Source organism: Laspinema olomoucense D3b (assembly GCF_025370785.1).
In the GTDB taxonomy this organism is placed as follows: domain Bacteria; phylum Cyanobacteriota; class Cyanobacteriia; order Cyanobacteriales; family Laspinemataceae; genus Laspinema; species Laspinema olomoucense.
The window spans coordinates 19,033-45,834 of sequence record NZ_JAMXFA010000018.1; the positions used below are offsets into that span (position 1 = coordinate 19,033).

Annotated in this window: 22 protein-coding genes; 9 read left to right on the forward strand and 13 right to left on the reverse strand. The window is 47.0% G+C overall.

Translation table 11 applies throughout. From position 1 onward, the window contains the following. Positions 1–77: 77 nt before the first annotated feature. Complete coding sequence (locus tag NG792_RS14890; RefSeq protein WP_261235891.1) at positions 78–2,888, reverse strand: WD40 repeat domain-containing protein; 2,811 nt, start codon at positions 2,886–2,888, stop codon at positions 78–80. 485 nt (positions 2,889–3,373) lie between these two features. On the opposite strand from NG792_RS14890, the gene NG792_RS14895 reads away from it, so the two are divergent. Next, positions 3,374–4,108 carry a M15 family metallopeptidase gene (locus NG792_RS14895; RefSeq protein ID WP_261235892.1) on the forward strand — a complete coding sequence of 245 codons (735 nt, stop codon included), beginning with the start codon at positions 3,374–3,376 and terminating at the stop codon, positions 4,106–4,108. Between the two features lie 2 nt (positions 4,109–4,110). Here the strand turns inward: NG792_RS14895 and NG792_RS14900 are convergent, their stop codons facing one another. The 3 genes from NG792_RS14900 to NG792_RS14910 form a co-directional block, all read right to left on the reverse strand. Further along, positions 4,111–4,893 (reverse strand): SH3 domain-containing protein, encoded by a 783-nt coding sequence (locus tag NG792_RS14900; RefSeq protein WP_261235893.1) that lies wholly within the window; start codon positions 4,891–4,893, stop codon positions 4,111–4,113. Between the two features lie 159 nt (positions 4,894–5,052). Beyond that, entirely contained in the window at positions 5,053–5,541 is a 489-nt protein-coding gene (locus NG792_RS14905) for a Crp/Fnr family transcriptional regulator (protein ID WP_015146734.1), read from the reverse strand. A gap of 100 nt (positions 5,542–5,641) precedes the next feature. Then, positions 5,642–8,686 carry an MFS transporter gene (locus NG792_RS14910; protein ID WP_261201823.1) on the reverse strand — a complete coding sequence of 1,015 codons (3,045 nt, stop codon included), beginning with the start codon at positions 8,684–8,686 and terminating at the stop codon, positions 5,642–5,644. Positions 8,687–9,227: 541 nt separating this feature from the next. Here NG792_RS14910 and NG792_RS14915 point away from each other — a divergent pair. Next, positions 9,228–9,494, forward strand: a complete 267-nt coding sequence (locus NG792_RS14915; RefSeq protein WP_261201818.1) for a hypothetical protein — start codon at positions 9,228–9,230, stop codon at positions 9,492–9,494. Positions 9,495–9,552: 58 nt separating this feature from the next. Here NG792_RS14915 and infC read toward each other — a convergent pair whose 3' ends face one another. Then, positions 9,553–10,086 carry a translation initiation factor IF-3 gene (gene infC / locus NG792_RS14920; RefSeq protein ID WP_261201822.1) on the reverse strand — a complete coding sequence of 178 codons (534 nt, stop codon included), beginning with the start codon at positions 10,084–10,086 and terminating at the stop codon, positions 9,553–9,555. 799 nt (positions 10,087–10,885) lie between these two features. Here infC and NG792_RS14925 point away from each other — a divergent pair. From NG792_RS14925 to NG792_RS14955, 7 genes are all read left to right on the forward strand, one after another. Beyond that, positions 10,886–11,044 (forward strand): hypothetical protein, encoded by a 159-nt coding sequence (locus NG792_RS14925; RefSeq protein WP_261235894.1) that lies wholly within the window; start codon positions 10,886–10,888, stop codon positions 11,042–11,044. A gap of 446 nt (positions 11,045–11,490) precedes the next feature. Beyond that, entirely contained in the window at positions 11,491–11,811 is a 321-nt protein-coding gene (locus NG792_RS14930; RefSeq protein ID WP_261235895.1) for a hypothetical protein, read from the forward strand. Further along, complete coding sequence (locus tag NG792_RS14935) at positions 11,702–12,919, forward strand: DUF3747 domain-containing protein (protein ID WP_261235896.1); 1,218 nt, start codon at positions 11,702–11,704, stop codon at positions 12,917–12,919. Before NG792_RS14930 ends, NG792_RS14935 begins: the two co-directional genes overlap by 110 nt. 230 nt (positions 12,920–13,149) lie before the next feature. Continuing rightward, positions 13,150–13,941, forward strand: coding sequence for a kinetochore Spc7 family protein (locus tag NG792_RS14940; RefSeq protein ID WP_261235897.1), 792 nt, complete (start codon positions 13,150–13,152; stop codon positions 13,939–13,941). Between the two features lie 203 nt (positions 13,942–14,144). Then, positions 14,145–15,503 (forward strand): AAA family ATPase, encoded by a 1,359-nt coding sequence (locus NG792_RS14945; RefSeq protein WP_261235898.1) that lies wholly within the window; start codon positions 14,145–14,147, stop codon positions 15,501–15,503. Beyond that, positions 15,500–15,994, forward strand: coding sequence for a hypothetical protein (locus NG792_RS14950; RefSeq protein ID WP_261235899.1), 495 nt, complete (start codon positions 15,500–15,502; stop codon positions 15,992–15,994). Before NG792_RS14945 ends, NG792_RS14950 begins: the two co-directional genes overlap by 4 nt. Positions 15,995–16,154: 160 nt before the next feature. After that, entirely contained in the window at positions 16,155–18,608 is a 2,454-nt protein-coding gene (locus NG792_RS14955) for a GH116 family glycosyl hydrolase (protein WP_261235900.1), read from the forward strand. A 51-nt stretch (positions 18,609–18,659) separates the two neighbouring features. On the opposite strand, the gene NG792_RS14960 is transcribed toward NG792_RS14955, so the two are convergent. From NG792_RS14960 to NG792_RS14995, 8 genes are all read right to left on the reverse strand, one after another. Beyond that, positions 18,660–19,835: an ABC transporter ATP-binding protein gene (locus tag NG792_RS14960; RefSeq protein ID WP_261235901.1), complete on the reverse strand. Its 1,176-nt coding sequence runs from the start codon at positions 19,833–19,835 to the stop codon at positions 18,660–18,662. A 155-nt stretch (positions 19,836–19,990) separates the two neighbouring features. Beyond that, entirely contained in the window at positions 19,991–20,914 is a 924-nt protein-coding gene (locus tag NG792_RS14965) for a carbohydrate ABC transporter permease (protein WP_261201304.1), read from the reverse strand. Between the two features lie 99 nt (positions 20,915–21,013). Next, a complete protein-coding gene (locus tag NG792_RS14970) occupies positions 21,014–21,922 on the reverse strand; it encodes a carbohydrate ABC transporter permease (protein ID WP_261201305.1) in 909 nt (302 codons plus the stop codon). A gap of 93 nt (positions 21,923–22,015) precedes the next feature. After that, positions 22,016–23,311 (reverse strand): ABC transporter substrate-binding protein, encoded by a 1,296-nt coding sequence (locus NG792_RS14975; RefSeq protein ID WP_261235902.1) that lies wholly within the window; start codon positions 23,309–23,311, stop codon positions 22,016–22,018. A 357-nt stretch (positions 23,312–23,668) separates the two neighbouring features. After that, on the reverse strand, positions 23,669–23,917 hold the full coding sequence (locus tag NG792_RS14980) for a peptidoglycan-binding domain-containing protein (RefSeq protein ID WP_261235903.1): 249 nt from the start codon (positions 23,915–23,917) through the stop codon (positions 23,669–23,671). 408 nt (positions 23,918–24,325) lie between these two features. Continuing rightward, positions 24,326–24,457 (reverse strand): hypothetical protein, encoded by a 132-nt coding sequence (locus NG792_RS14985; protein ID WP_261235904.1) that lies wholly within the window; start codon positions 24,455–24,457, stop codon positions 24,326–24,328. Positions 24,458–24,511: 54 nt separating this feature from the next. Continuing rightward, the gene (locus NG792_RS14990) at positions 24,512–25,975 is read right to left on the reverse strand and encodes a protein kinase domain-containing protein (RefSeq protein WP_261235905.1); all 1,464 of its coding nucleotides are present in this window, start codon (positions 25,973–25,975) and stop codon (positions 24,512–24,514) included. Beyond that, the gene (locus NG792_RS14995; RefSeq protein ID WP_261235906.1) at positions 25,975–26,781 is read right to left on the reverse strand and encodes a PP2C family protein-serine/threonine phosphatase; all 807 of its coding nucleotides are present in this window, start codon (positions 26,779–26,781) and stop codon (positions 25,975–25,977) included. Before NG792_RS14995 ends, NG792_RS14990 begins: the two co-directional genes overlap by 1 nt. Positions 26,782–26,802 lie beyond the last annotated feature (21 nt).

Below are 26,802 nucleotides of genomic sequence, written 5' to 3' on the forward strand. Positions count from 1 at the left end.
ACAGACCCGATCGCAACCGAGCAATATCGAGCAATATCGAGCAATATCAGCGGGGGATTTTCCCGGGGGAATTGCCCTTAAACCAGGCTTTTGGCCGTTGCAGCGGTTTCGCGCAGTAACAACTGCCGCCACTGGCGGATAATCTGCTCAAAAATACCTCGTTCCGGAGTGACGAAGGAAGCGAGCGCCTCGGCTTCCAGGGTATCCAGGGCCACCGTTGCTTGGGCCAAGGTTGCTAGTCGGTGTTCGGAATCCGTCACAGGAGAATTGCCACCGACCAAGGTCCCAATTTCTGCCAGATGACCGATCGCACTCAGGACTTCCGGTCGAATTAGGCCCAATCCCTCCATCTGAGCTTCTCCCTCCCCCGGATAAAAGGCGGTAGTAGACTCACTCATCGTTTCTAGGGCCATCTTGAGGTCTGAGAGGTCCTGCACAGCGGCAAATCGGGCCAAAATGGTCAAAGAGTCGATAATTTCTAAACCCCCGGGATAGTCGCGTAAGCTCCCCAGGGTTGGCTTATAGTCGGTCCAATCTAACGGGGACAAATCTCCCTCCCAGTTGAGGAAGTGGTAGAGGAGGGCGGCGAAACGAGTTAAGGGGGTTTGACGATGCGATCGCTGGAACCAAGTCAGCACCCGAATCGCATCCTCAGCGAATTGATTCAACCAATCACTCCCACATTTTACGGGTTGTAACCCCAATTCGCCCAATAACACTTGTCGGCGTTCCGGGATGCCGAGCCAATCTTCGGCACTGACTGGGGACCAGAGATAGGCCATTAAATCCGGGTCACGGGCGATCGCATACAGCAGATGGAGGGGGTACTCGGTGGAATGTAAATACCGAGATAAAGCACTCAAGGCAACTGAACGTTGAAAGGGGTTGCGGCAGACTTCCGCAATCCGGTGTAAACCCGCCTTTTCATCCCGTTGCAACTGTTGGAGTAGATATTTGCGACTATTCGGCAGTGGCAACACGAGCAACTCATCCCAAAACACCGGATGTCCCTCACCGCGTCGGTTTGGTTTCAGTGCAGCTATCCACTCAATCGGGTAAAACAGGAGGCGCAACGATCCGATTGTCACGAGCAAATTAAAGTAAAATCCGATTTCAACCCCTCGGGAAATTCCCGCCACGAACCGGACTCGGGAGGCAATATCTTTATCTTTAATGATATTCGCGTCGAAAGCAGCCAGGGCCACAGCGATCATCAAAATCAACCCTATTCCAGCAAAGGCAGCCACCCCACTGCGTCCTGCTAAGGCAAAGGCCACAGACCAGATTATTCCCAGGAAAATCGCAAACCCGACCGTGAGCACCCAGGGATCAATGGCGATCGCCCCAAACATCTGTTGATAGGGTGGATTAATCTTAAGCAAATCATTCAAGATCACCAGGTTGGTGAATAGGAAACTCCCTGCTAGGGCCAGGACCAACGCGGCTATCACACTACCCGCCAACCCCAGGGCCATAAAACTACAAGTGAGAATCAGCGCCGTTGCGAATATAATCCAGATCCATAGGAAAAAGGCCCCAACTGCAAACCCGAGGGTAGTCCAAAACAGAGTGCGTTCCACCGATTTGAGGGGAATTTCCTCGCCGGAGGTTAGATTCCAGACTTTCAAGCGGCGATCGCCTGCACCCGAGATCACCCGTTGTCCATCTGGGGTCACCGCAACAGATCTCACCCACTCTTGATGTCCAACCAGAGTATGCATCAGCGACCCTTCTTGGAGGTTCCACACTTTGAGGGTATGGTCAGAAGAGGCCGAAATCACTTGCTGTCCGTCCGGGGTGATAGCTAATCCATTAATCCACCCCTGATGTCCCGTTAAGTCGTACCGCAGGGCTCCGTCATTTAGGGTCCAGACCTTGACCGTTCCATCTGCACCCCCAGATATCACCTGCTCTCCGTCTGGGGTGACTGCAATGGTATTGACCCCTCCAGGATGTGCCGTCAAATTCTGGACTTCCGTTCCAGATGACCGGGCCCACACTTTAACGAAACCATCCAGACTGGCCGAAATCACCTGTTCTCCATTAGGCGTGAGGGAGACAGCTTTAACCCCTGCGGTATGACCGCTTAAGGTTTGCACGAGAGATCCCTGTTCCAGGTTCCAAATTTTCACGGTTCCATCTCCAGATCCAGAGATGGCCTGGGTTCCGTCTGGGGTGAGGGTTAGACTGTTTACAGGTCCGGTGTGTCCCTCCAGGATATGCAGTTTTTTTCCGGACTCAATATTCCAGACGATGAGGGTATTGTCTGCTGAGGCGGAAATTGCTAATTTTTGGTCTGGGGTGACTGCGAGATCTTCAATCCAGCGACGGTGGTTTTGGAGACTATTGAGGCGATCGCCGCTTTTGATGTCCCAAATATTAACCGCGCGGTCTCCTCCGCCTGAAATAACCCGGTCTTTTGAGAGTAATGCTATGGTGTTAATCCCGCTGGTATTAGCCGGTAAGGTTCGGACCAATGCACCCCTTTCTAAATCCCATACTTTTAAGCTGCTGTCTCCGGTAAAGTCTCTCCCGGAGGCGGAAATCGCTTCGGTATTGGAAAGGGCCAGGACCGAATTAATGGATCCGGTATGACCTTGATTCACCGCAATGGTATAGAGGAAAAATGTGAATGCCAGTAAGAACAAACATTTCACCACCGAGGCGATCGCCATCAGATACAGGTTTCGATATCCCCGAACCTTAAAACTCCCCCGGAATTTACTCCATCCGCTTTGTCGATACAAATCAGGGGCAGCTTTGTACAAATAGCTTCGGAGTACACTGGGACGAAAAAAGACCCAGTAGGCCAGCAGACCATAATGATAGGGATTTAAAGGATTGAGGGATTCGGGTCGTTCACCCCGATCCAGTGGGAAGATGGGCATGATGATTTTACCGTAGGGGTCAGTTTTACGCAGAAACTGTCAAGCTCTTTATCGGTCTTTTCACAGTATTCCTTTTCCGCTCCTTCTCGGGATCTGGGTTTGGTTAAATTTTATGAAGCAACCATCGCAATTCTAAATAAATGGGCAAATTTCAGCCCCCAGTGGGAGCATCTTCCTCCCTACTGCTCCCAATCATCGCAAGATGCTCCCCACGATTAATTTTAGGGAAAGAATAATTTAGAGTGGGTCTATCATTTTAATACCGGACCCCACCCTTAATCGGCCTTCTTTTTATCGGTCCAATTAGTGCTTCTTTAATAACTCGTTACTTTTCTAACGGCGTAAACCTCGCTATTTAAAAAATGCTTTAATTTTTTAATGTTTTAAAGTCTGTTAATTCATGATATTTTATAATTTATAAGTTAAATTATAGTTTATGGAAATATTACTTCTTCAATTTTGCTCCCCAAACCATGAAAAACAGCATGAAAATTAATTACCCCCTTTTATTCTCAGTTGCTTTAGGGTCGGTCATCACCACTGGCTCTTGGGAAAGAGCGGAATCTGTTCGGATTTTAGACGGATTGAAGTTGGGAGAAGTTGTCCCACAAAGTCCATCAATGGTAATGCCTAAAACTGCTGATACCCCTCAGTTAGAGGGGGAAAAATTGGTAGATATTCAAGATATTAATCCTGAGATTATTCTTGATATCCGCTATGCCACGGCCAACAATTTCTTAAAAGTTCAACTTTACTCTGTTCCTCGATGTCTTCTGCGAACTAGCGTTGCCCAAAAGTTATCCCTTGTTCAAGAGCAATTGCAAGCAATGGGACTAGGGTTAAAAGTATTTGATTGTTATAGACCTTTATCTGTAACCCGGAAAATGTGGGAAGTTTTGCCAGATCCGCGCTATGTTGCCAATCCGGCAAGAGGGTCTCGACATAATCGCGGTGCAGCGATAGATTTAACCTTAATTGATGCAAGGGGTAATGAGTTAGAAATGCCCACGGACTTTGATGATTTTAGCGATCGCGCGGCCCGAGATTATCAGGGAACCGATGTCAGCCCTCAAGCCCGCCAAAATAGTCAGTTACTCGAAAGAGTGATGACTCAACAAGGTTTTATTCCCTTGATTACCGAATGGTGGCATTTTGATGCCGAAAACTGGCAAGACTATCCCTTGCTGGATATTTCTTTAGAGGAAATCAATGCGGGTTAGGTTTACTTGACTTCGACGACAAAATCATAGGTAAACCCTCGGAAATGGGAGTCTAAAACCAGGAGATAGTCGCCGGTTGTGGGGAGAGTCCCACTCCAGTTTGTCAGACCCGTATAGTGACCCCCCCCGGTGAGGTCAGTTTGCTGATTGGGGTCATTGGGAATAAAAACAAACGGCAATGCGCCTTCGGAAACCGAGAGGGTCAAGGTTTGACCAGCAGATGCCTTGAGCAGATATTCATGACTTCCGCCGCCAATAATCCGCCCTTTGACCCGCGCAGAGGTGCCATTAGGGGGGAAATTAATCCGTTCTGTGATTTCAGAACAAGAACTTTCGGTGATACTTTTGGCAATCCAACCTTCCACCGGACTATTGATTTTAAACCAGCCATTTTGTTCTTCTGTAACGGTGAGATAGGTTCCATTACTCAGTGTGCCTAAAAGATTTGTGGCGGTCACTTCTGGACTGGAACGAACGTTAGCTGGCGGGTTGGGATCAAAGACAATGGCAGCGGTAATTTTGCAATTGTTTTGGGAAGGAGTAATCATAATCGGTTTTGAAGTAGGGGTTGGGGGAGATGGGGTGGTTGGGGGAGCTTGGGGGGATTGGGGAGATTGGGGGGATTGGGGAGATTGGGGGGATTGGAAAGATGGGGGAGATGGGGTGGGGGATTGAGTGACTGGAGGGGGTGATTGAGGGGATTGGGACGCGAAATAGGCTCCCGCGAGTGCGGCGGCGATCGCACCTACAGCCAAAGCAATTATAAACGGTGTGTTCCCTTGCATAACGTTGATGGGATCTGAGCCAAAATAGAACCACTCACCCACTCTAAACCGGAGAAGGGGTGGGGTTTTTTACAGATGGATATGAACCCGGGGAGAATGGCCCACTCTTCCATCAGGAATGAGTGCATCCGGAGGGTTTAGCCTTACCTCTGGACCGGGCTATCCGGGCACATTCGTTCCCGCACTGCGTAAGTCGCTTCCCGAAGGCTGTGATTGAGCCGCAGTTTGAGCGTTGACTCGATTCAGTTCGCGGATCCGACGAGAGAGCAGGCGGATGATATTGATGGCAATTCCGGGGGTTTCATCAATGGCATCGTAGAGTTGCTGCTGAGTCAACACTAGACACTCGCAAGATTCGAGGGTGGTGACGGAAGCTGAACGAGGTTCAGCATCAAACAAAGACATTTCGCCAAAACAGGTCCCCTGTTCTAGTTTTGCGAGGTCTCGATTGCCAATGTGAACGCGGACCTTACCAGAAACGACGATATAGAGCGATCGCCCCTCCTGACCTTCTGTAAAGATGGTATGCTTTGCCGGGAAAGATAGCTCATCCATCACGGAAGCCAGACGCACGAGAAAGTCATCCCGAAGCTCCTTAAAAATCGGAACGGCCCTGACAAATAATAATCGGTCAACACTGGTGAGCATCTTAAGGCAGTAAACCGTAAAAAATAAAGCTTAAAAAGTAATCAGGAGTAAAAAGGCAAAAACAAAAATTTTCCTTTTATCTTTTTACTTTTACCGTACTTTAGGTCGCTTCTAACCCGGGAAGGCCCGGATAATTGGGAAAACCCTGGGGGCCTCCGGCAGTGGATGAGGTTTGCTGCGGTGAATCCGCAATGCCCAATTCAGCCATCATTTCCTTGACTTGAGAGGCAACGAGGCGATCGCGATCGTTTTTCATCCGGGGCAACAGTTCGGCGAGGGCACGAGGAGAGGCCACTTTCAGGTAGGCTAACACAGCTTCACGCACAAAACTTTTGGGATGGTTCAAACAGGCTAAAGTTTGTTCAGCACTCAGACTCCACCGAGAAGCCCGAGCCAGGTGAAAACAACAAGCCAGGGGCCACTCGGAGATAAAGTGGCGTAAGTCCACCAATCGCCGGAGGCGATCGCTCGCGGAGAGGGATTCGATCGCAATCAGTTCCGAGAGACTTTGGAGTTTTTCTTCATCGGCACGGCGATCGAGAATACTCAGCAAAATCCGCTTACTCGGAATATCCAAAGTATTATCCAAAATTTCCAACCCCCGCGCCATATTCGTGCGTACACCGGACTTTAAATTAAAAGCGGCTGCTTGAATGGACCCGAGGGGATAGAGAAACTTCATCAGCAAAAACAAGCGGTCCACAGAATCCGAAATGACATCGCGCAAAGCGCGGCGCAGTAAATTCGCTTCTCGTCCAACAATTTCTTCGGGATTGAGTCCGATGAGGGCCTGATAAATTTGACCCATCAACATCAATTCTTGGTCGATTAACATTTCCACCCCACTGCGACCAATCCGATCTAAAACCCCTTCAATTCCACCTTCCTTGGGGATTTTTAACAGAATGCGCAGGATATTGCGGCGGGTGGTTCCCCAACTGGTGACCAGATGATTCACCAATACATTCAGGGATTCCAGGGTGCCAATCTGACCGATCGCCGTCCAAGCGTGCATCCTGACTAAATCGGGCTTGTGAATATCTTCCGCCAGGGCCACGAGGCGGTCTAGAATTTCATTCTCCAACCGTACCAAAGCCCGCATCGCCGAGTCCCGGGTTGATTTATAGTAAAGTCCGCGCAACAGCGAAGGATAATACTCTTCTAAATGAGTTGATGCAATCACCTCCAACAGGGCGCAACGGACTCGCAAAGACTCATCCTGAAGCAGATTAGGGATAAACAGTCGTAACCCTTGCAAATAATCGGCTTCCCCCAGGGCACGACAGCCCATTACCCGTTCCCGTTCCTGTTTGTGGGTCAACATATGGCGCAGGGCGTTAGTCGCTTCAGCTTTTTGTTCGCGGTTGCCTCGCCGCATGATGGAGGAGGCGGCGGTCCCGCGAACCACTGGGTCTACATCTGCACGCAGATAGGGGCGCAATTGCTCGATATCGAGTTCCGGTTCCGTTAGCCAGATATAGCGCAACGTCAAAGCTAAGACTTCTGGGGTGACGGATTGGTTGAGGAGGGTTCGCAGATGGGAGGTGTAAGTGGGATTGGGATGGTTGAGCATCACCTCCAGACTTTGACGCTGTAGATTGGGGGAAAGATTGGGCAGCAGGGGGGCCAGGGCTTCGCCAACGTGCTCGGGGTCAATTTGGGTCAGCAATTCGATACAGGAGCGTTTATCCTCTTCACTGCCTTTCTGTTCAAGGGTTTCCACCACGGTGCGCTTTAACGCCCGCATATCCACATCGGAAACTCCCAGGCGTCCCCGTTCCGCACTGGAGACTAATAAGCCGAGATAGCGCGATCGCAGGATCCAGACAATAAAAAACCAGCCTAACCCCATCAAAACTACTGATACCAAGAAAACGGAGCCTTGATACCCCAGAATCTCTTCGGCGGTAGCTTGAGGAAAGATCATCCGGCACACCCAAATCGCGGCTAAAATTGCCACGCCGGTTACCCCCACTGCCAGGGGTTCGGCAATACCATTCACCATCGATTGGATGTTACTGCGAATGCTATCGGGGAGGGGTTGGAAAAAGACGGGACCAGTCCCTTCGATTAGGGTGTATTTGAGGAGTTCTTCAATAAATTTCAGGGAAACTAGCCCCCAAAAGAAGGGCACAATCGGGGTCAGGGAAAAGGCGCTGAGTAAAACCACCGCAGCGGGTAAGAGGGTGGCGGCGGCAAAGACCCCGAAGCGTTCGACAATCCGGCTGGAGGCAAACCACTGCATCACCAGTTCAAAGAGGCCCAGGACGCCGTTAAAGACGCCCAGGAAACTAGCAATCCCGATCGCCAAATCTTGTCCGGCAGGGTTTTGCTGTTCTAATTCACTTAAAAATAGGAAGTCAACGACGAGATGTAAGGCTTCGGCGAGGATAAAAAATCCAAACAGAGGAATCACATAGCCTTTCAGGGGTCCACCCAGTCGGCGATTAGTGAAATCGGGTTCATTTTCGAGGGTGCTGGTCCGGGGAGCGTCGGGAAAGGCTTGTTTGTAGGTGCGGCTTAGGTAAAATAGCAAAAATGCCCCTAACAGCATCATCACGCAGGAGGCTACGAGGACGTTATTCAGTCCCACGACTCTGAGCAATGCGGGGAGGGAAAACCCACTAATCACATCGGCGAGTAAAATACCGCTACTGATGAGGGGATAGGTGCGTTTAATCTCGCGGATGTTAAAGAGTTGGTTAGCGGCGATGGAGGTGTTGAGGTCATTCAGGGCAAAAATGGCTTCCAACCACAAGCGCATCAAGAAAATGGTGACGGCAGCGGCGATCGCAATATTTAATGCCACCCGAAAAAATAGCAAGGGGATCGCCATCAGGATCGCCACGGAGACGATCACTTGTCGTAGGGGGAGGAACCGTTGCATCCAGGAGTACAGGACTCCTAGGAAGGAACCCAGACCCGCCCCCGCCACATAAATCCAGGGCAGGGATTCCGCCCCATATTCATTCAAGAACAGACCCACTGTACTTGCTTCTAACCACAACATCCCGATTGAGGTGACGGTATAGAATGCAAACATCAACCAGGTGCGCTCTCCTTCCTCGGGACGGAGATTTAACCACTGTAGCAATGCGGTTGCTAACCTACCCTTAGCGGCAAACCGCTGTTCTTTTAGTTCCATGCAGCGTTGATTTCCCGTGTTGTAGAGTTTCCCTGAAAGCCGGTTCTCTTCATCTACTATTGTTCTGGTATTTAGAATGCCATACCCGGTTTTGGCATGAAAAAGCCCAGTTGCTCGCTCATTATCCTCTGCTCTTGTCGCCAACGGGTTCTCGTTAATGGTTGACTCTAGGGGCTTGCTTCGGCTTCCAGGGGTTAATTCCCTGATGCCTAGCTCCTGTCCCGTTACCTGGCGCAGTCAATCACTAGAACGATTCATTGGAGTTTTTCTTCCTTCTGATTACCATAATCTCTACTATTTTTCAATTGCTCTGGCTTGGTGATGCCGGAAGGAAGCTGACAGGGTTTTGGCGAGGGTTGAGAAGGGCTTGCAAGGCTCGGTCGTCTGAGACTCTGAGGCTGGTTTGAGGGCGGCAAACAAGTCTTGCGCCGATCGCGGCGATCGGCGCTTTATGAGGATACCTCAGTTCTCGTCAGTCCCGGTTCGCCCCTCTAGGGGAACGACACCAGCATTCCCTTTCCAGGGTTTAAGAGTGCTTGATTTGAGGGTTCAAATCCTAACAGCCAGGGCTGATGGTTATTTTATCGCTTTATGGGGGTCGTCACCCCCGATCGCCGGATTTCCCCCGCTGGTTTTTCTCGGCACAATTTTTGGGGGAAATCTCTCGTTGCTCTGGTCGGTTCGCGCTCTCGTCAGTCCCGGTGGGCCACAAGCCTCTACTGCCTTCTCTCTTTCAGTCCGGCTTGTCACCCACTTATCAGACCCCAGAGGCGATCGCCGCTGTTTTCTCTCTCCAGTCAAACCATGAGGGCGCTGTGCACTTTGACTTAAGTACCTGCGCCCTCACGATTTTTGGACGATTTTCCCTATTTTTTAGGAGAGAGCAACATCATCATGCTCCGCCCTTCTTTTTTAGGGGCTTGCTGCACTTCGGCGACTTCTTCGAGGTCCGTTGCCATGCGCTTGAGTAATTCCTCAGCCAGGTCCGTATGTTGAATTTCCCGCCCTCGGAAGGTAATCGTCGCTTTTACCTTATCTCCCACTTTCAGAAAGCGCTGGGCTTGATTGAGACGCACGTTATAGTCATGCTCTTCAATCTTGTAGCGCATCTTGACTTCTTTGACTTCAGCGGTATGCTGCTTTTTCTTAGCTTCCCGCGCTTTTTTCTCTTGCTCAAACTTATATTTGCCGTAGTCCATGATTCGGCAAACTGGGGGATCGGCTTTATCGCTGACTAACACCAAGTCGAGGTCTTTTTCTTCAGCGATTCGCATCGCCTCTTGAGGCGTTAGAATCCCAAGCTGGCTGCCGTCTGTGTCAATGGCTCGAATTTGAGGAAATCGGATTCTTTCATTAATTTGAGGTAAATCCCGATTTCTTCTTTTTTCAGTCACAGGCATTCTGGAAGAAGATGATGGAAGCAAGTCGTTCACAGAGTAAATTTTCTAAAAGTTTAGTTGACACTGATACATTTACGCGACATTTGTCCGGCTATTGCTGGACAATGCAGCGATGGCACTATCACCCTTATAAGGGGACAGAGGCGGTATCCCGCAAAGCTTTTAGAAAGATTCTAAAAGCGCTTGATGGTTTAAGGTCGATGAGCATTATTAGACTGGGACCCTCTTAGACTCAAGAATCCACACGAACCTCGGCAACCAAGCGAGGAAGTCTCAAAGGTAGGGCGGAAAAATCTTGATAGAGGGCGCTCCTTGGCGGATCCATTTTCAACTCTTGTGGGATATTATACCCGATTATCCACAGATGCCCAGCAAATATAGGATTAAATCCTTGCTCTGACGGGGGTCGGCTGAAGACTCTGAGATTCTTTAAGATTAACTTAAAAGGCATTGTCAAAGTACCTTTACCGGCTCAAAACAACAACCTGTACGAAAGGTCTTGCAATTGAGCTTACTTTTTGAGAGGGAAATCAGCTTTCAGAATCTATCACTGTTGTCAGTTGGGTACGCTCAACAATTCAAGGAGTGCTTGTTTAACTGGCTACTGCAATCATACCGTAGACGAGTTAAAGCAGGATTTTCACTCTGATTGGATTGTTTCAACGCGCAGATAGTTATTCTTCCGGCTTTCTTGATTATAACTGCATTTTGACGGGTAATAAATGGAATAGCATCGCCTGGGGTCCGGGTTCTTTAAAGAACTTCGGCTTCTAGGCATACCGTATGTTCAGGTGAATCGATGGAGAGCGGCGATCGGGTTGATGGTCCTGGATCAGGCATCGAGAATAAGCCCATCGGGGTGGAAGTCAACTCCTTACAGGCTACCCAGATTGATGTCGTTACCAAAACCTCCAGTCCGTTGTTGCTTTCTCCAACCACAAGTTATATCCCATTTTAAGGATGATGCTAAGGGTGGCTAATTCACTAAAGATGAACTCGTACTTATCATTTTACTCAGTCTTAATGAATTTTTGATGAATCTTCATCTAACTTAAGATATAACTTGGGGCTTCGCCCGTTTGGATTTTGAGAGAAAACGGGTAAAAGCGAGTCTCTATCCCTTCAAGCATAACAGGAAGTCTGCCCTTCGACGGTATCCTAGATAGCTTTCACCGGATAAATCCCACGGCCCCGATCGCGAACAAAGGGGCGGGTCTCCAGGGATTTGGCTGTTGTGAAACTTCCCGGTTAGTCAGGGATTGAAGTGGATCTGGTGATTCTATCCTCCGAGGGAGAATTTTCCGGGGTGGAGGGAACCTATTGCCCTAGGGGACACTTCGGGTATTGTAACAAGGCAGGGCACAACGGCTCCCTGGCTATCGGGGTAGAAACGCTCCCTGGCTTGTGTTGACAGTGGGCGTTGGTTCGGTACGGGAGGATATAGATCCCCGGGGTGAAGTTCCCCTCAAAACTAGACTCGAACAATGGTGGCGATCGCCCAGGGGACAGTTAACGAACCACAACATCAACTCTGTTTTGATCCGCCTCCCTGGCTTCACAATAAAACTATGCCCAGAGGCATTTACCACTCACCCGACGGTTAAACAAGCGCACTATGAAGACTTCACTCCTACTCAAAACGGCTGCGATCGCCACGGCAACCCTCTCGGCTTTGACCCTTGCCCCTCAAGCGATCGCCTCGATATTCGGACAACAAAGCGTTGATCAAAGCCGCTTCATCGCGGTTGCCCAATCTTTTAGCGGTGGCGTTGCTCCCCCCCTGTTAATCCTTGAGCAAGTCTCCAATGCTCGGGAATGTTGGAGCGAAAGTGGCAGCAATCCAGTTCGCGTGGATCCCCTCTTAGTCAATTTTGACTTCACCGGGATTTGCGGTCGCAGTACGGATAGCAATGGCTATTCTATCCGAGTGGGCGGTGAAGATGTCGGCCTTCAGTACACCTTGAGGATCGTACAGCGCAATGGAAACCTGGTCCTCCTTGGGGTGAATACGTTTGAACGTCGGGAAATAGAAATTGGACGCACGAACGGCATCGCCAATGGATTTAATAAAATTGTCCTCAATCCCGGATGGCAGTTTGCCAAACGCACCTATAACGGTCAGACTTTGGGTCACGTCTATCTCGCCAACACCCAATCTTTAACCGCCCTTGCTAAACCGATGGGTTCATCGGGCACGACTTCTCCTCCGGTGGTGACGACTCCCCCGCCGGTGAAGGTCTCCTTTGCAGATACGCGATCGGATATCTACGCTCAGGAAATCGAGCAAGCGGTGGCCCTAGGGTTCGTCTCGGGTTTCCGGGAAGATAATACGTTCCGCCCCCAAGTGGCCCTGACTCGCGAACAGTTGGTCTCAATGGTTATCGAGTCATTGAAAAACGTTCCCGGTGCCAATATCAATATTCCCACCGCGATTTCCTCTCGGCCCTATTTTGACGTGGAGGCGTCGCGATGGAGTGCGGCTAAAATTCAATGGGCCAAAGACAATAATATTATTAGTGGCTATCAAGATCAGAGTTTCCGTCCAGCCCAAACCGTGACCCGTGCTGAAATGATGGCGGTGTTACGTCGCGCTGCTGAATATGGCAATACTCTGCGGGGTCGGGGTACTACCCTCACGGCTACCCGCACGCCTACTAATTTCTCGGATACCCAAAATCACTGGGCCGCTTCTCTAATTTCCGATATGTCGAGTTATTGTCAGGTTGCTTCTCCATTAAATGAATCGGGAACACAGTTTTCTCCGAACTCTCCAACGTTGCGAAATTATGCCGCAGCGGCAACGGTCCGGATGGTTAACTGTGTGAGACAGTAGGGGAAGGGGTAAAAACCCGATGATTCTGTTGAGTTGACGGGATTTTTTCCTAGATAAACTTCCTAAAAGCTGACAATATCTTGTTGTCAGTTTTTTTGTATTTATTAAGCTAGGGATCAAGTAGAAATGGGCTATTTGACTGCCCTAGAGAGGGGGCTTACCCACTGACTTCTCGAAAATCGCTTACAATCAGTGGCAGAAAACATTTTAAAACTGTTATTTCCAAAGCCATGCAGCACATTAACCGCCACCGGGCTTTTCCAAGCTTTCTGTCTCGAATTCGAGAGCGCGATCGCCTCGAACTCGCTGAGTCGGCATCCCTGATTGGTTCGGCTGTGGGATCCGTGGTGGCGGGTTTGTCTGGACAGGTTTTATTTGCGGCGACTCCGATTACTCTGGCATTGTGGTTGAATCAACTGAATCGCAGTCGGTTCGGGGAGCAAATGCGGACCGAACACCAAGGGGCGATCGCCGAGATGTATCAGGTAGTTACGGCGGTTCACAGTAGTTTACAAACCTTGCCCAAATCAGAACGGATTCAGGATGTGGAAAATACGTTGATGCGTCTTTCGGAGGCGATCGCTATCTTGCAACAACAAGGCGATCGGGCTAATTCCAGTAACCCCAATGATGAAGAAATCCAACGGGAATTTGCGATCGTCCGTCGCGGAGTCATGCGCCTGCGGGATGTCACCGAAACCCGCTTCAGCGAACTCCAAGAAACCCTCAATAGCGAAGTCCAAACCCTCCGTCAAGAGTTAGCATCTCCCCCTTCAGTTCCCTCCCCTGAACTGGCAAACATCAAAGCCGAATTACTCACCCTCGCGCAAAGTTTAGCCGACATTCAAACCCAGTTCCAAGCCTTAACCCAACCAGTGGCCCCCGACGACACCGCTGTTCAAATCCAACTGGATGAACTGCAAAGCCAAATTGTCAAACTGCAACAGCAAAATCGCGAAGTGGTTAAACCCTATCTCCAACATCTCAACCGCGCCCTTCAAAAGTTAGAAGCCGAAGGGTAACCCTCAAGGGACTCTCTAAATCTGCGATGGGTTGGCTTACCATTTGCATCCAACCCATCTCCCAGGGATTGAGAAGAGACAAGGGTTAATTTTTGTTACGCAGTCCCACCCTAGGCCGGTCAACTGCATCTATTCAATCGATATATAGCCCCTTAGATAACGGACTATAAAAATTTTTCATCCCTAGTCTTTTTTTGGAAATTATGTCTCAACAGCAGCAGTTAAGTATTCAAAACTTTGGTCCGATTAGCCAGGTTCAGATTGACATCAAAGATATTTTGCTGTTTATTGGTTCGCAAGCCAGCGGCAAAAGCACAATTAGTAAAGCTATATTTTTCTTTAAATCCTTACGAGATGAATTAATCCAGTATTTTTATCAAGCCTACACCCAAGATAATTTTACCCCTTCCATTACTCCTTTTGCTAAACAGGCAAAAAATCTATTGATTAAAACTTATGGTTCCGTTTTGCAATTTCCTGACATGGAACTTAAGTACCAATATGGAAATGGCATGGAGGTAATTGTCAGAGCATCTCCCGACCAGAAGTTTACTGATATTATCTTTAATCCCTATTTTAAAGATAATTTTTCTCAAATTGTTTCTTTATTTCAACGTAAAAAAACGGAACTCAAGCAAAAACCCCTTAAATTTTCTTCTTCCCGCGAGATTACGCTGATTAAGGCTGAAGAAGCGGCTTTGTTTGAAAAAATTGCTGACCAGGTGAATCAACTTTTTAATGATGAAAGTGATTTACTGTTTTTGCCCGCAGGTCGTAGTTTGATTACTACCTTATCTCAGCAACTTTATAAGATTGATAGACTTGACCGAGGTGATGAGTTTTCCGAGGAAAATAGTTTGATTAAACTAGATTATCTGATGGAAATATTTCTAAATCGGATTGATGGAGCTAAATCTATTCTCAATCAAACTTCTCTTGCACGATTAATTCAAGAACAAAGTTCAGAAAGTAACAATTCTGAACTTTTATCGGTGATTTTTTTAGCTCAAGATTTAGTCAATTCTATCCTAAAAGGCTCTTACCGCTATCAAAATGGCAATGAATGGATTGATATTGGAGATAAAAATAGCACGTTAATTAATTTTGCTTCATCAGGACAACAAGAAGTGGTGTGGATTTTATTACTCATCCAGTTGTTGATTGTCAATCAACGCCAAGTATTTCTAGTCATAGAAGAACCTGAAGCACATTTGTTTCCCGTAGCCCAAAAGGAAATTATTGATTTAATCGGACTCTTGGTCAATCAAACCCACAATCAAGTTTTGTTAACCACCCATAGTCCCTATATTCTCTCATCCTTCAATAATCTGCTGTATGCTTATAACTTAGGTTCAAAGCAATCTGAACAAGTCGAGCGAGTTGTTAATCGCCATTTGTGGATCAATCCGAATCGACTCGATGCTTACATCTTAGAAAGTGGCAAAGCTCGTTCTATCTTTGATGCAGAAATGGGATTGATTGAGTCAGCCGAAATAGATAAGGCTTCAGATATTATTGTCACCACTTTTAATCAACTCTTTGAGCTTGAGGATGAAGCATGAACTGTACTTGCCAAGAGTTTGAGACCCATTATCCCGATTGTACCTCTTGCTCTGACCGTAAGATCATTACAGCACAGGAGAATGGCAGAAAATATATTTTCAACAATTTATCCCAACGACGGGTCTGCAAAGTCAGAGTAGATGACTGTGTAATTACCAGCCAAGAACAATGTAAATGTGACTACTTATTCATCGTTTGCAATCCAGAGCAAGTAGAAGAGGAAAAGTTACAGTCTTTAGAGCAACTTTACTTTGTTGAATTAAAAGGAAAAGACCTAATCCATGCCGTCGAACAGTTAACTCAGACTATCGACCATTTTAAGCCCCCACTTAATCATGCCCAAGTCTTTGGTCGCGTCGTCTTGAGTAAATCTCCTTCAGTTAAGAGTATCGAGAATGATGCTAAGGTGGTCAGACTGAAAAAATTGTTAAGAAAATATCAGGGGAATTTGGAGTACAGTTCTCGACAGTATGAGAAGGATTTTATTTAAAAATTTAGCGGTTTCGGGATAAAGTGGCGACTCAATCCAGAGGTTGCCCGATCGCCAATTGGGGGACCCTCTGCCCTCAACCGGAGAAAAAACAGCGGTTCTGCATGGTAGCATCGTCTGCGCTTCTGCTTTAATCGAAAGTGTTGATTCAAGCAGAACTATGACGACTCCATCCACTCCCCCTCAAATTCCTCCCCAGACTTGGCAGCGTCCAATTGGTTTAGATTGGGACAAACCCTATACTGTTCGCTATGGCAGTAATCTCGATGATGGTCCCTGGCATGGAATGCCCCTTGGGGGGTTTGGGGCCGGTTGTATAGGCCGATCGCCTCGCGGTGACTTTGATCTGTGGCATCTCGACGGGGGGGAACATACTTTCCAATCCCTTCCCGCCTGTCAGTTTAGCGTTTTTGAAGAAACTCAAGGCAAGCGCCAAGCTTACGCACTTTGTACGGAACCCCCTTCCGATGGCAGTTTGAATTCCTGGCAATGGTATCCCGCCTCTACTGAGGAGACTTCTACCGGAATATATCACGCTTTGTATCCTCGGAGTTGGTTTGTCTATCAAAATGTTTTTAAGGCACAACTCACTTGTGAGCAATTTTCCCCAATTTTGCCAGGAAAATACCAAGAATGTAGCTATCCGATCGCAATTTTTGAATGGACGGCCTACAATCCTACCGATGAACCAATTACCCTGAGTATTCTGCTGACTTGGGAAAATGTGGTGGGTTGGTTTACCAATGCCATCAAATCCCCCACAGTCAAAGTGAGAGATGATGGTTCACCCGTCTATGAATACCAATCCAAATGGGGGCAAAGTCAGGGCAATTCTAATCGCTATGTAGAAGATTTCTATCGGATTGGGTGTATAATGGCCGGGGGTCACTTGGGAGAGGTTCCCCAGGAAGGGGAGGGAGAACTGGCGATCGCCATTGCTACCAATCCCTTTCTTGATACCTTCAAAAACACCCGATGGAATCCCACCGGCAGCGGTAAAGAAGTCTGGGAACAGTTTTCTCGGGATGGTTCTTTATTGGATTGTACCGATGAAACCCCGGCAGCTAAGGGAGAACGGATTGGGGTAGCATTGGCCGTTCGCTTCACCCTTCCACCGGGAAAAACCCGGAAAATTCCCTTTATCCTCGCTTGGGATTTTCCCGTGACTGAATTCGCTGCGGGAGTCTGGGAATACCGCCGCTATACGGACTTTTTTGGGCGTCATGGCAAAAATTCCTGGTCCATGATTCGCACTGCACTCAAGCATTCGGATATGTGGCGTGAGACTATCATCACGTGGCAAAACTCAATTTTAGGCCGGGAGGATTTGTCCGACTCAGTAAAAATGGCTCTATTTAACGAGTTATATATTCTCACTGATGGGGGAACATTATGGACGGCCCAGGATGCGGAGGAACCTCGGGGTAAATTTGCAGTGCTTGAATGTATCGATTATCGCTGGTACGAAAGTTTAGACGTGCGATTATACGGGTCTTTTGCCCTGTTGATGTTGTGGCCGGAATTGGAAAAATCCGTGATGCGAGGGTTTGCGCGGGCGATTCCTACGGGGGATGATACACCCCGGATTATTGGGTATAATCAAGCGGCAGCAGTGCGCAAAGTGACCGATGCGACGCCTCATGATTTGGGTGCACCGAATGAACATCCTTGGGTGAAAACGAATTATACCAGTTATCAAGATTGTAATTTGTGGAAGGATTTACCCTGTGATTTTGCCTTGCTGGTGTATCGGGATTTTCTGTTGACGGGGGGGGATGATTATGAGTTTTTATGGGATTGTTGGCCCTCAATGGTACAGGCGATCGCCTATTTAAAAACCTTTGATAAAGATGGGGATGGGATTCCCGAAAATGGCGGTGCACCAGATCAGACCTTTGATGATTGGCCGATGCGTGGCGTCAGCGCTTATTGTGGCGGATTGTGGATGGCGGCATTACAAGCAGCGATCGCCATTGGTGCCGTAATTTTACACAATCCTCCCCATTCGGGCGTTTTTACCGATACGATTTATGAGCAGAAGCGATCGCAATTACTCGAACCGGCAACAATTCAAGAAACCCTGAGTACCTATCAAGATTGGTTGGAACAGGCACGAACGCTGTATCAAGAAAAACTCTGGAATGGTACTTATTATCGCCTTGACAGTGAAAGCGGTTCCGAGGTGGTAATGGCGGATCAGCTTTGTGGTCAATTCTATGCGCGGTTATTAGGGTTAGCCGATATTGTGCCAATAGACTGTGCAGAATCAGCTTTAAAAACGGTCTATGACTCCTGTTTTCTAAAGTTTCATCAGGGGAAATTTGGAGCAGCCAATGGTCTATTAATCGATGGTTCACCCGTGAATCCAAATGCCACTCATCCGTTAGAAGTCTGGACCGGGATTAATTTCGGATTGGCGGCCTTTCTGTTGCAAATGGGAATGAAGGAGGAAGGGTTTAAATTGACCGAAACCGTGATCCAGCAAGTCTATGATAATGGGTTGCAGTTCCGCACTCCGGAAGCGATTACGGCAGTGGGAACGTTTCGCGCTTCTCATTATTTACGGGCGATGGCAATTTGGGCCGTTTATGGGGTGTTGACTGGGTTTAAATAGGTGAACAATAAGAAAGGACAAGGCATTGCCTTGTCCTTTCGGGGGAAATCCTTAGAGGATTGCGTTGCCGTGGCGATCGAATAGGTAGAGTTGGCGGGTATCGACGGCGAGGGAGAGGCGATCAGCATGGTGGAGTTTTTGGGCGGAACCGACTCGGGCGATCGCAATGGATTGACTCTCTCCTGTTGGTTTTTCTAGCACTTTGGCTAGGTCATCTTTATCTTGAATTTCAATTTTAGCAATGGGAGAATTGAAATAGATAATCGTTTCATGACCCAGGGATTCAAGGGTGGTGATTTTTACTTCAATTTTATGACTTTCGGGAGTATTGCTATTTGCTATTAAAAAGGCTTCGGGGCGCAATCCGGCAAAAATGGGTTTGTTGAGATAGCGCTCAATTTCGCGGTAACGATCGCAGGTTTCAGGGGCGATCGCCAGGTGTTGGGTTCCGTAGGTGATGGCAAATTGACCGCTTTCGGTTTTGTGTAACTCACTATGAAAGATATTCATCGCCGGAGACCCCATGAATCCCGCAACAAAGACATTCCTGGGGCGATCATATAACTCTTGAGGCGGTGCCACTTGTTGCAGTTCCCCCAAGCGCATCACTGCCACGCGATCGCCCATTGTCATCGCCTCTACTTGATCGTGCGTCACATATACGGTTGTTGTTCCCATTTTGCGCTGCAAATCGGCAATTTCTGTGCGAATTTGCACCCGCATTTTTGCATCTAAATTCGACAGGGGTTCATCCATTAAAAACACTGCCGGGTCTCGCACAATTGCCCGTCCCATTGCCACCCGTTGCCGTTGTCCCCCAGACATTTGTTTGGGTTTATTATCCAGCAAATGAGTCAATCCCAGTTTTTCAGCCGCTTCCATAACTCGCTGTTGTCGTTCTCCTTTAGGAACTTTCATCATGCGGAGGGGAAATTCCATATTCTGCCGCACCGTCATGTGCGGATACAGGGCATAATTTTGAAAAACCATTGCAATATTCCGGTCCTGGGGACTTTTATTATTCACCACATCCTGACCGATGATTAATTTTCCTGCACTAATCTCTTCCAACCCCGCCAACATCCGCAAGGCAGTTGATTTGCCACAACCGGAAGGTCCAACAAAGACCATAAATTCCCCATCTTCAATGGTCAAACAGAGGTCTTTCATGGCGGTAAAGCCATTGGCATAAACTTTGTAAATGTGGTCAAATTCTACTTTTGCCATTGTTTTAATTTTTGGATAGTTTAGACAGCAATGATTGAATGAAGGAGAGGGGAAAAATCGCGATAACTCATCAATTCAGACAATACTTAATTCAAGTAGCCCGCGCAGGCGGGCTTTGTTTGTAGAGCCAGACCCTTTAGGATGCGGGCTAATTTTCAACCCTTAATACCCGAAGAAGCAACCCCTTGAACAAACCCTTTTTGGAAGATTAAGAAAATCACTAACATGGGTGCAACCATCATCACCCCAAAGGCCATAATATCCCCCCATTGAACGGGAGGTAAGGTTTGAAATTGAGCGATCGCTACGGGTAAAGGACGGACTCTTTCCCCCACAGCAATCATCGTGGGCCACAAAAATGACCCCCATTGGGTTAAAAAAGTTAGAATCGCTACAGATGCAAAAACAGGTTTAGAAACCGGGACAATAATTTCAAAAAAGGTCCGGATTGGACCCGCCCCATCTACTCTTGCTGCTTCTTCCAATTCCTTGGGCAAAACGATAAAAAAGGTGTAAAATAAATAGATAGAAAAGGCATTCGCAATAAACGGAATGATTTGGGCGATGTAAGTATTGCGTAATCCCAGCCAGGTCATTTGAAAAAACAGCGGAACGGCAATGGCTTCAAAGGGGATAATCATTAAAGCGATAATCACCGGAAAAATAATATCCCGTCCCCGCCACTGCAACCGAGAAAAGGCATAAGCCGCCATTGAATTGACCAGGAGTCCCAAGAGGACGATCACCGCCGTAATAAAAATCGAGTTCCAGAAAAACCGAGTAAAATTAACCCTCTTAAATACATCTTGATAGTTTTGCAAGGATGGTTTATCCGTGACAAACGCTTTAAATGAACCCGCCTCGACTAACACCAGATTATCGGGCTTAAAACTGCCCATAATCATAAATAAAATGGGTGCAATAAACAGCAGGGCCAAAATTGTCAAAACTACATAGCTGAGAATCATACTAACCCTCTGCTGGTTTTGACGGCGGGTTATTAACTCATCATGAGTCATCGCCGAAACGCGACTTCTTCCGGTTGATGCTTCCTGGGAAATGTTTGTAATTTGTTTCATTAATTTAGAGTTGTGAAGGATTATTGAGCAAGTGATTTATCACTTTCATCTGGATGAGGGGGGGCAACTGTTACCGCCCTTGTTGCTAAAACTGACAATTTAATCGATCGCCCGTTCTTCTTTAATCAAGGTCCGTTGGATGAGGGTAATCATTAGAACAACTAGGAAAAAGACCACCGTCATGGCTGCCCCTTTGGCCATTTTTTGCTGTTGATAGGCAGCGGTTACCGCTTCATACATCACCGTTGTGGTGGCATCCAGCGGGCCTCCATTGGTCATGATTTCGATTTGGTCATACAGGCGAAATGACAGAATGGAAGTCACCAACATGACGAAAATTAAAGTATTTCGCAGTTGGGGTAAGGTGACGTACCGAAATTGGTTCCATTTATTACTGCCATCAATGGCGGCAGCTTCATATAAATCACTGGGAATTGATTGCAAACCGGCTAAGAGAATCACCATTTGAAATCCCACTCCCTGCCATATAGATAGCAGCATAATCGCCGGAAGTGCTAGATAGGGGTCACGCAGAAAATCTCGCGGTTCCCACAATCCAAAGGTAATAAAATCCAGAAATGAATTCATCATACCATTGGCACCGGGGGCATAAATCAAAATCCAAATGACAGAAACCAACGCCATCGGAAAAACTACCGGCATGAAAAACAAGGTCCGAAAGATAGCCATGCCGCGCAGGGGACGGTTGAGTAAGAGGGCTAACCCAAGGGCGATCGCTGTTTGCAACGGCACAACTACCAGGGCAAAAATGGCATTATTGAGTAAGGCGCGACGAAACGAGGGTTCGCTAAAAATTCGCGCATATTGTTCTAACCCAATAAACCTCGTTGGTAACGGTGAACCCAGTCTTAAATTCGTAAAAGACAAAATGGCCGCTAAGGTAAAAGGCAAGGCCACAAATAGGAATAATCCAATCAAGGCAGGGGCTGCCATCCCTAGGGCGCTACGCGTATCATTTTGAGCAGTTAGAGTAGTTCGATTTGCCATAAGTTTAGATTAATAATTAATCTTTATCATCACTAAAATGTGGTCAATTTGGGGTCAATTTTAGAAAAAGTTTCTGAAAAAGAGGGGAAGCTTTTAGGGGTTCTGACTCACATTGGGATACCCTTCATTATCCCGAATATCTAAGTCAATTTCTGTGGCGGCCCGTTCTAAGGCTTGTTGCACTTCCAAACCATTGCGAATGTTATTAAAAGCTTCTTGAAAGGCTGAAGTAATCACCGGATAACCGGGAGTTTGGGGACGGGGAATGGTCTTGTTATTCAACAATTGCGAAGAAAATAAGCGTAGCGCTCCGCCTTCGCGGTATAAGGGAGATTGAGCGATCGCACTTTGGGTGGCGGGGACGGCCCCATTGGCATTGGACATGGCGATCACTTCATCCTGCTGTAATAAAAACTCCAAAAATGCCATTGCTGCTTGGGGGTTTTGACTTCTTTGTGTGATTCCCCAATTCCATGAACCCTGGGCAGTTTTTGATCCATTGCCTAAATTCGGCAGAGGCAACACCACTAAATCATCCCCAAACGCTTCTGCATAACTCGGATAAACCCAGTGTCCCACCCAAGAAAGCGCTACCCGTCCGGTGGTAAAAGCGGCGTCATCCACATTCGGATCAACGTAGCCATTTTGCATCCAAGACTGCACTTGTTCCATTGCTGCCACGGATTCGGGACTATCCATTACCCCGGAAGCGGTTTGGTAATTTGTGCGATCAATGGTGGCACCGCCCGCAGAATATAATAGCGGCATAAAGGCATAAGTAAACCACTCTCCAGAATAGTTCAGTTTAAGGTCCAGAACTTGCCTGTCCGGGTCATTTTCCGCTAATGCTGCTAATGCACGATTAAATTCCTCTGCCGTCCAAGCGTCGGCATTCCCTTGGGGGATGCGAATTCCAGCGGATTCTAAGATACTGCGGCGTCCATAAATTCCTAGTGCAGAATCAAATGTTCCCACGGAATAAAGGCGATCGCTATAGGTTCCCTGAGTGAGAATCGACGGCAGCAAATCCATACGGACTTCTGAAGAAATCAAGTCGTCAATCGGTCGAAGGTTTTTCTGCCAGACATAATTATAGATAAATGGCCCATCAAATTCCAGAACATCGGGCAAATCTTGTGAGATGGCTGCCGCTTGGACTTGGGCATTATAGGAACCTTCAGGTAGAAAAGTGAGATTAACGGTAACCTCATCATGAGCGGCATTAAACCGATTGACTTGTTCTTGCAGGGTGATTCGTTCTGCATCTTGACCCGCGTGCGCCCAGACTTCGAGGGTTCCGGGTTCCCTGGCATTCCTGACACATCCAACCACGATGGTCAGCAGAAATACCGTAAAAGCAAGTATTCGATATAAACGTTTAAATTTCATGGCGGGTTGATTGTGATTCCCAAACATCATTGGTTCCCATGCTACCTCTATCTTCACGATAAATTGGATCTTTTTGTGGGTTTAGGGAAGAAAACCCAAATAATTTTAAGTTTTTTAACCCAACGTCATCAAAACTTGGATTTTTTAAAGAAGGGTTGGAATCACTTCCGGGTGAGACTGTTTCCTATTCAATTTAGCACCAGGGAGAGCAAACAAAGTGAGTCTGACCGGAGGCGATCGCCGACTGCCTGGGTATCTCCTCGAAGTTCAGACTCTTTCGCCTATCCCTCTATTATTCCACTGAAAAAATGCCGGTTCAATGGGTTTTTGCCGGCTTTGGATGGAGCAATTTTAGAGTTAGGGACGGCTTTTTTTTAAGAAAAACCAAGTTTGGTGATCAACCTTTCCATCCATAATCACCGTTGCTTCAGGATATTGCAAATTGAGATCTCCTTGAAAGTTTTTAACGGCTGCTTCGGTTTGAGGCCCAAATGTTCCATCAACTCCCGCATCGCCTACATCGTATCCCATATTTAATAAAATCTGTTGAATTTCTTTAACTTCTTCCCCTTGACTTCCCTGTTCTAATATCCGGTGCTCTAACATGATTGTACCTCCACCTTTTTCTAAAAATTTGATAAATTTCCACAGGTTTTCCGCTGGGTAGGACTGGGTACAAAACTCTGACTCCTACCGATTCAGAGCCAGTTTAGCCTGGTCTCGGGTGGGTCTCCCACTATCCCGGGATATATTTTGGCGATGAAATTTTCGGGCGTCGCTACAGTCAGGGCAAGACTAACGGAATTACTCCCCAACATTTTTACTCATGCGGACCCCATTAGACCGATTAACCGGGCTTCTTGGGGTCTTTATCTCATCCCTAGGGGAATGTCCCCGACTCGGGCAAATCAGGGGTTACCAGCGGACGTCCGATGCTCAATTTGGGGGCGATCGCCCGTTAGATTTCTTGAGAGTCTAGGGGAGAAGACTTCTCCGTAAACGGCGATCGCCGCTTCACCGAGAAGGATTGCGGATGGCAGCAATTTCAGGAGGCGATCGCCGCTTTACCCCGAAGGATTGCGGGTTGACTCTTGCATCCTTCGAGGCAAGCTCAGTGATTAAATTTGTTAACGCAGCAGAAAACACAGCGCAACTATCTTTTCCAAGTCAAATATAGATTCTCCTTATGTAGTTTAATATCTACGGAGAAATTCTTTGCCTAGCTTCAGCAAGTCTCTCTTCAGCTTGATTCATAACTTGTGACATATTTTCCAGCATTTCTCCAGGATACTTCTCTAAAATTTTTGTTGAAAGGCTAATTTGAGTTCCCGAGACATTTATGATGACTGCTTTTATCATTTGATTGGATATAAATAAATTTTTAATGTGGCTAGGAAACACAAACTTATTGCTTATTTGACTTTTATGGAGCAATCCCCATAACCCCTTACAATTAACAAATACACCATAATCTTCTGTTTTCATTATTTCTCCTTCAATAAGCTGGCCCGTTTCAAAAGAAGAAGCTTTAAGCAGTTTTTCTGAAAATTTTAATTGTTGAGTTGCTTTGGTTATTTCTAAAATTAAAACTTCTAATGATTGACCAACAAGGCCCCGGTAGGTGTGGGGTAGTTGCACTAGATCTTTTTTATATATAAAAGAACTCATATTAAATATGTTAACAACGATACCCTCATTATTGACACTTGTTATCTGAACCTCTATCATTTCCTTTTTGTCATATTTTTCTTGTAAGATTTCCCAAGGGTCGGAGAATTTCGGGAGTCCTCCTTTTCGTGGTCCGGGTGGTTGTCGTGGTCCGGGTGGTTGTCGTGGTTCGGGTCGAGACTTAACTGCATCTAATACTTGCGTTGCTGTCCAACGCTGTTTCGGGTCTCTAATCAAACACCCACCCACAATTTTATCAAAAGGTGCAGGAAGATTTTCAGCTAATTGTAGTCTATCAGCTGTCATGATTTCTACTTGTAAAACTTGATCAGTGCTCGTGTTGAATGGTAATTTTCCGGTTAGCATTTCTATAATCATTACACCTAAAGACCATAAATCCCAAGGTAATGAAGTAATTCCTTGATATGACTCAGGTGGAGCATATTCTTTAGTACCCATTATTAAACTGGTGACACGAACTCCTTGGGGGTTGGTCTCCCCCGCTATACCAAAATCGCCGATTTTCCACTCTTCGCCCATTCGCATTACATTTCCGGGCTTCAAATCTCGATGTACAATAGGCTCAGTCTGACCGTGCATATACTCCAGTGCTGAAGCCAGACTTTTGACTACCTCTACCACTTCTATTTTTGATAAAGGAGAATTTGGGCTTAAGCGGTCGCCTAACGTTCCGTTTGCCACATCCATCACCAGAAACAAAAACTGGTCATTGTTTATTTGCCATTCACCTACATCTAAAGCTCGTACTAGGTGAGGGTGATTTAGCCGACTGGCAGCATCTAGTTCCTTCAAATGCCGATCAAAGTTCTCTGTATCAGTGGACCGAAGTTTTACAGCATATTGGTGTGCCAGTATCCGGTCTCCTATAATCTTGTTTGCCCGAAAAACACATCCCTCGCCTCCTACGCCTAATATTTCTACTAGACTATAGTCTTTAACTTTCTGTCCTCTTAGAAATCCCCATCCCCCGTTCATCAGTTATCTTCCTCCTGAACTAAAATAGCCACCATACTAATGTTATCTTTTCCTCCTTGTTTTAAGGCATTATTTACACAATTTTTGGTTAACTCTGATGGAGATTTTTTATGGATTTTAACGAAATATTGTAACTCCGAATCACTCATTTCTCCATGTAACCCGTCACTGCATAAAACTAACACATCCCCAGGATGCAATTCTCGAAGAACGGGAGAGTTAGGATCATTCCATTTAGGGTCAACTGATAATCTAGCTTTTTCCCCACCGCCTAAACAGGACGTGACAACAGAACGCATAGGGTGATTAACCGATTCTTCCGGAGTAATTTCGCCTAGTTTCAAGAGGACGCTGATGGGTGTATGATCCGATGTTACATAAGGGGAAGCATCACCACTAAAATGATAAAAACGACAGTCTCCAGCATACAGATGTAAACATTCACTCTGTGTAATAATAGCGGCCACCACTGTGGCCCCCATTTTCATCAAGCCAAAGTCTTGCGATGCTTGCTCTCGAATTGCTTGGTCAGCAGCATGAAAACCCTGCAAGAGGAAATGATAGCGTTCTTCTGGTGTTGCAGGTAAAGGCTGCTTTAATAGTTCTTTGAAAGTATCAATGGCAATTTTAGCCGCCTCTTTCCCTCCTCGTTGTCCCCCCATTCCATCAGCAACAACGGCTAAAAGTGCTGATTTATCGGGCCAAGGCTTGACAAACTTAGCGTCTTCGTTAACTTTTCGCACTTGGCCCTTGTTGGTTTTCTGATCATAAACCAGTCTTAGCTTGCTCAGTTCCTTATCTGACATCTTTAATTACTATGTCTGCTA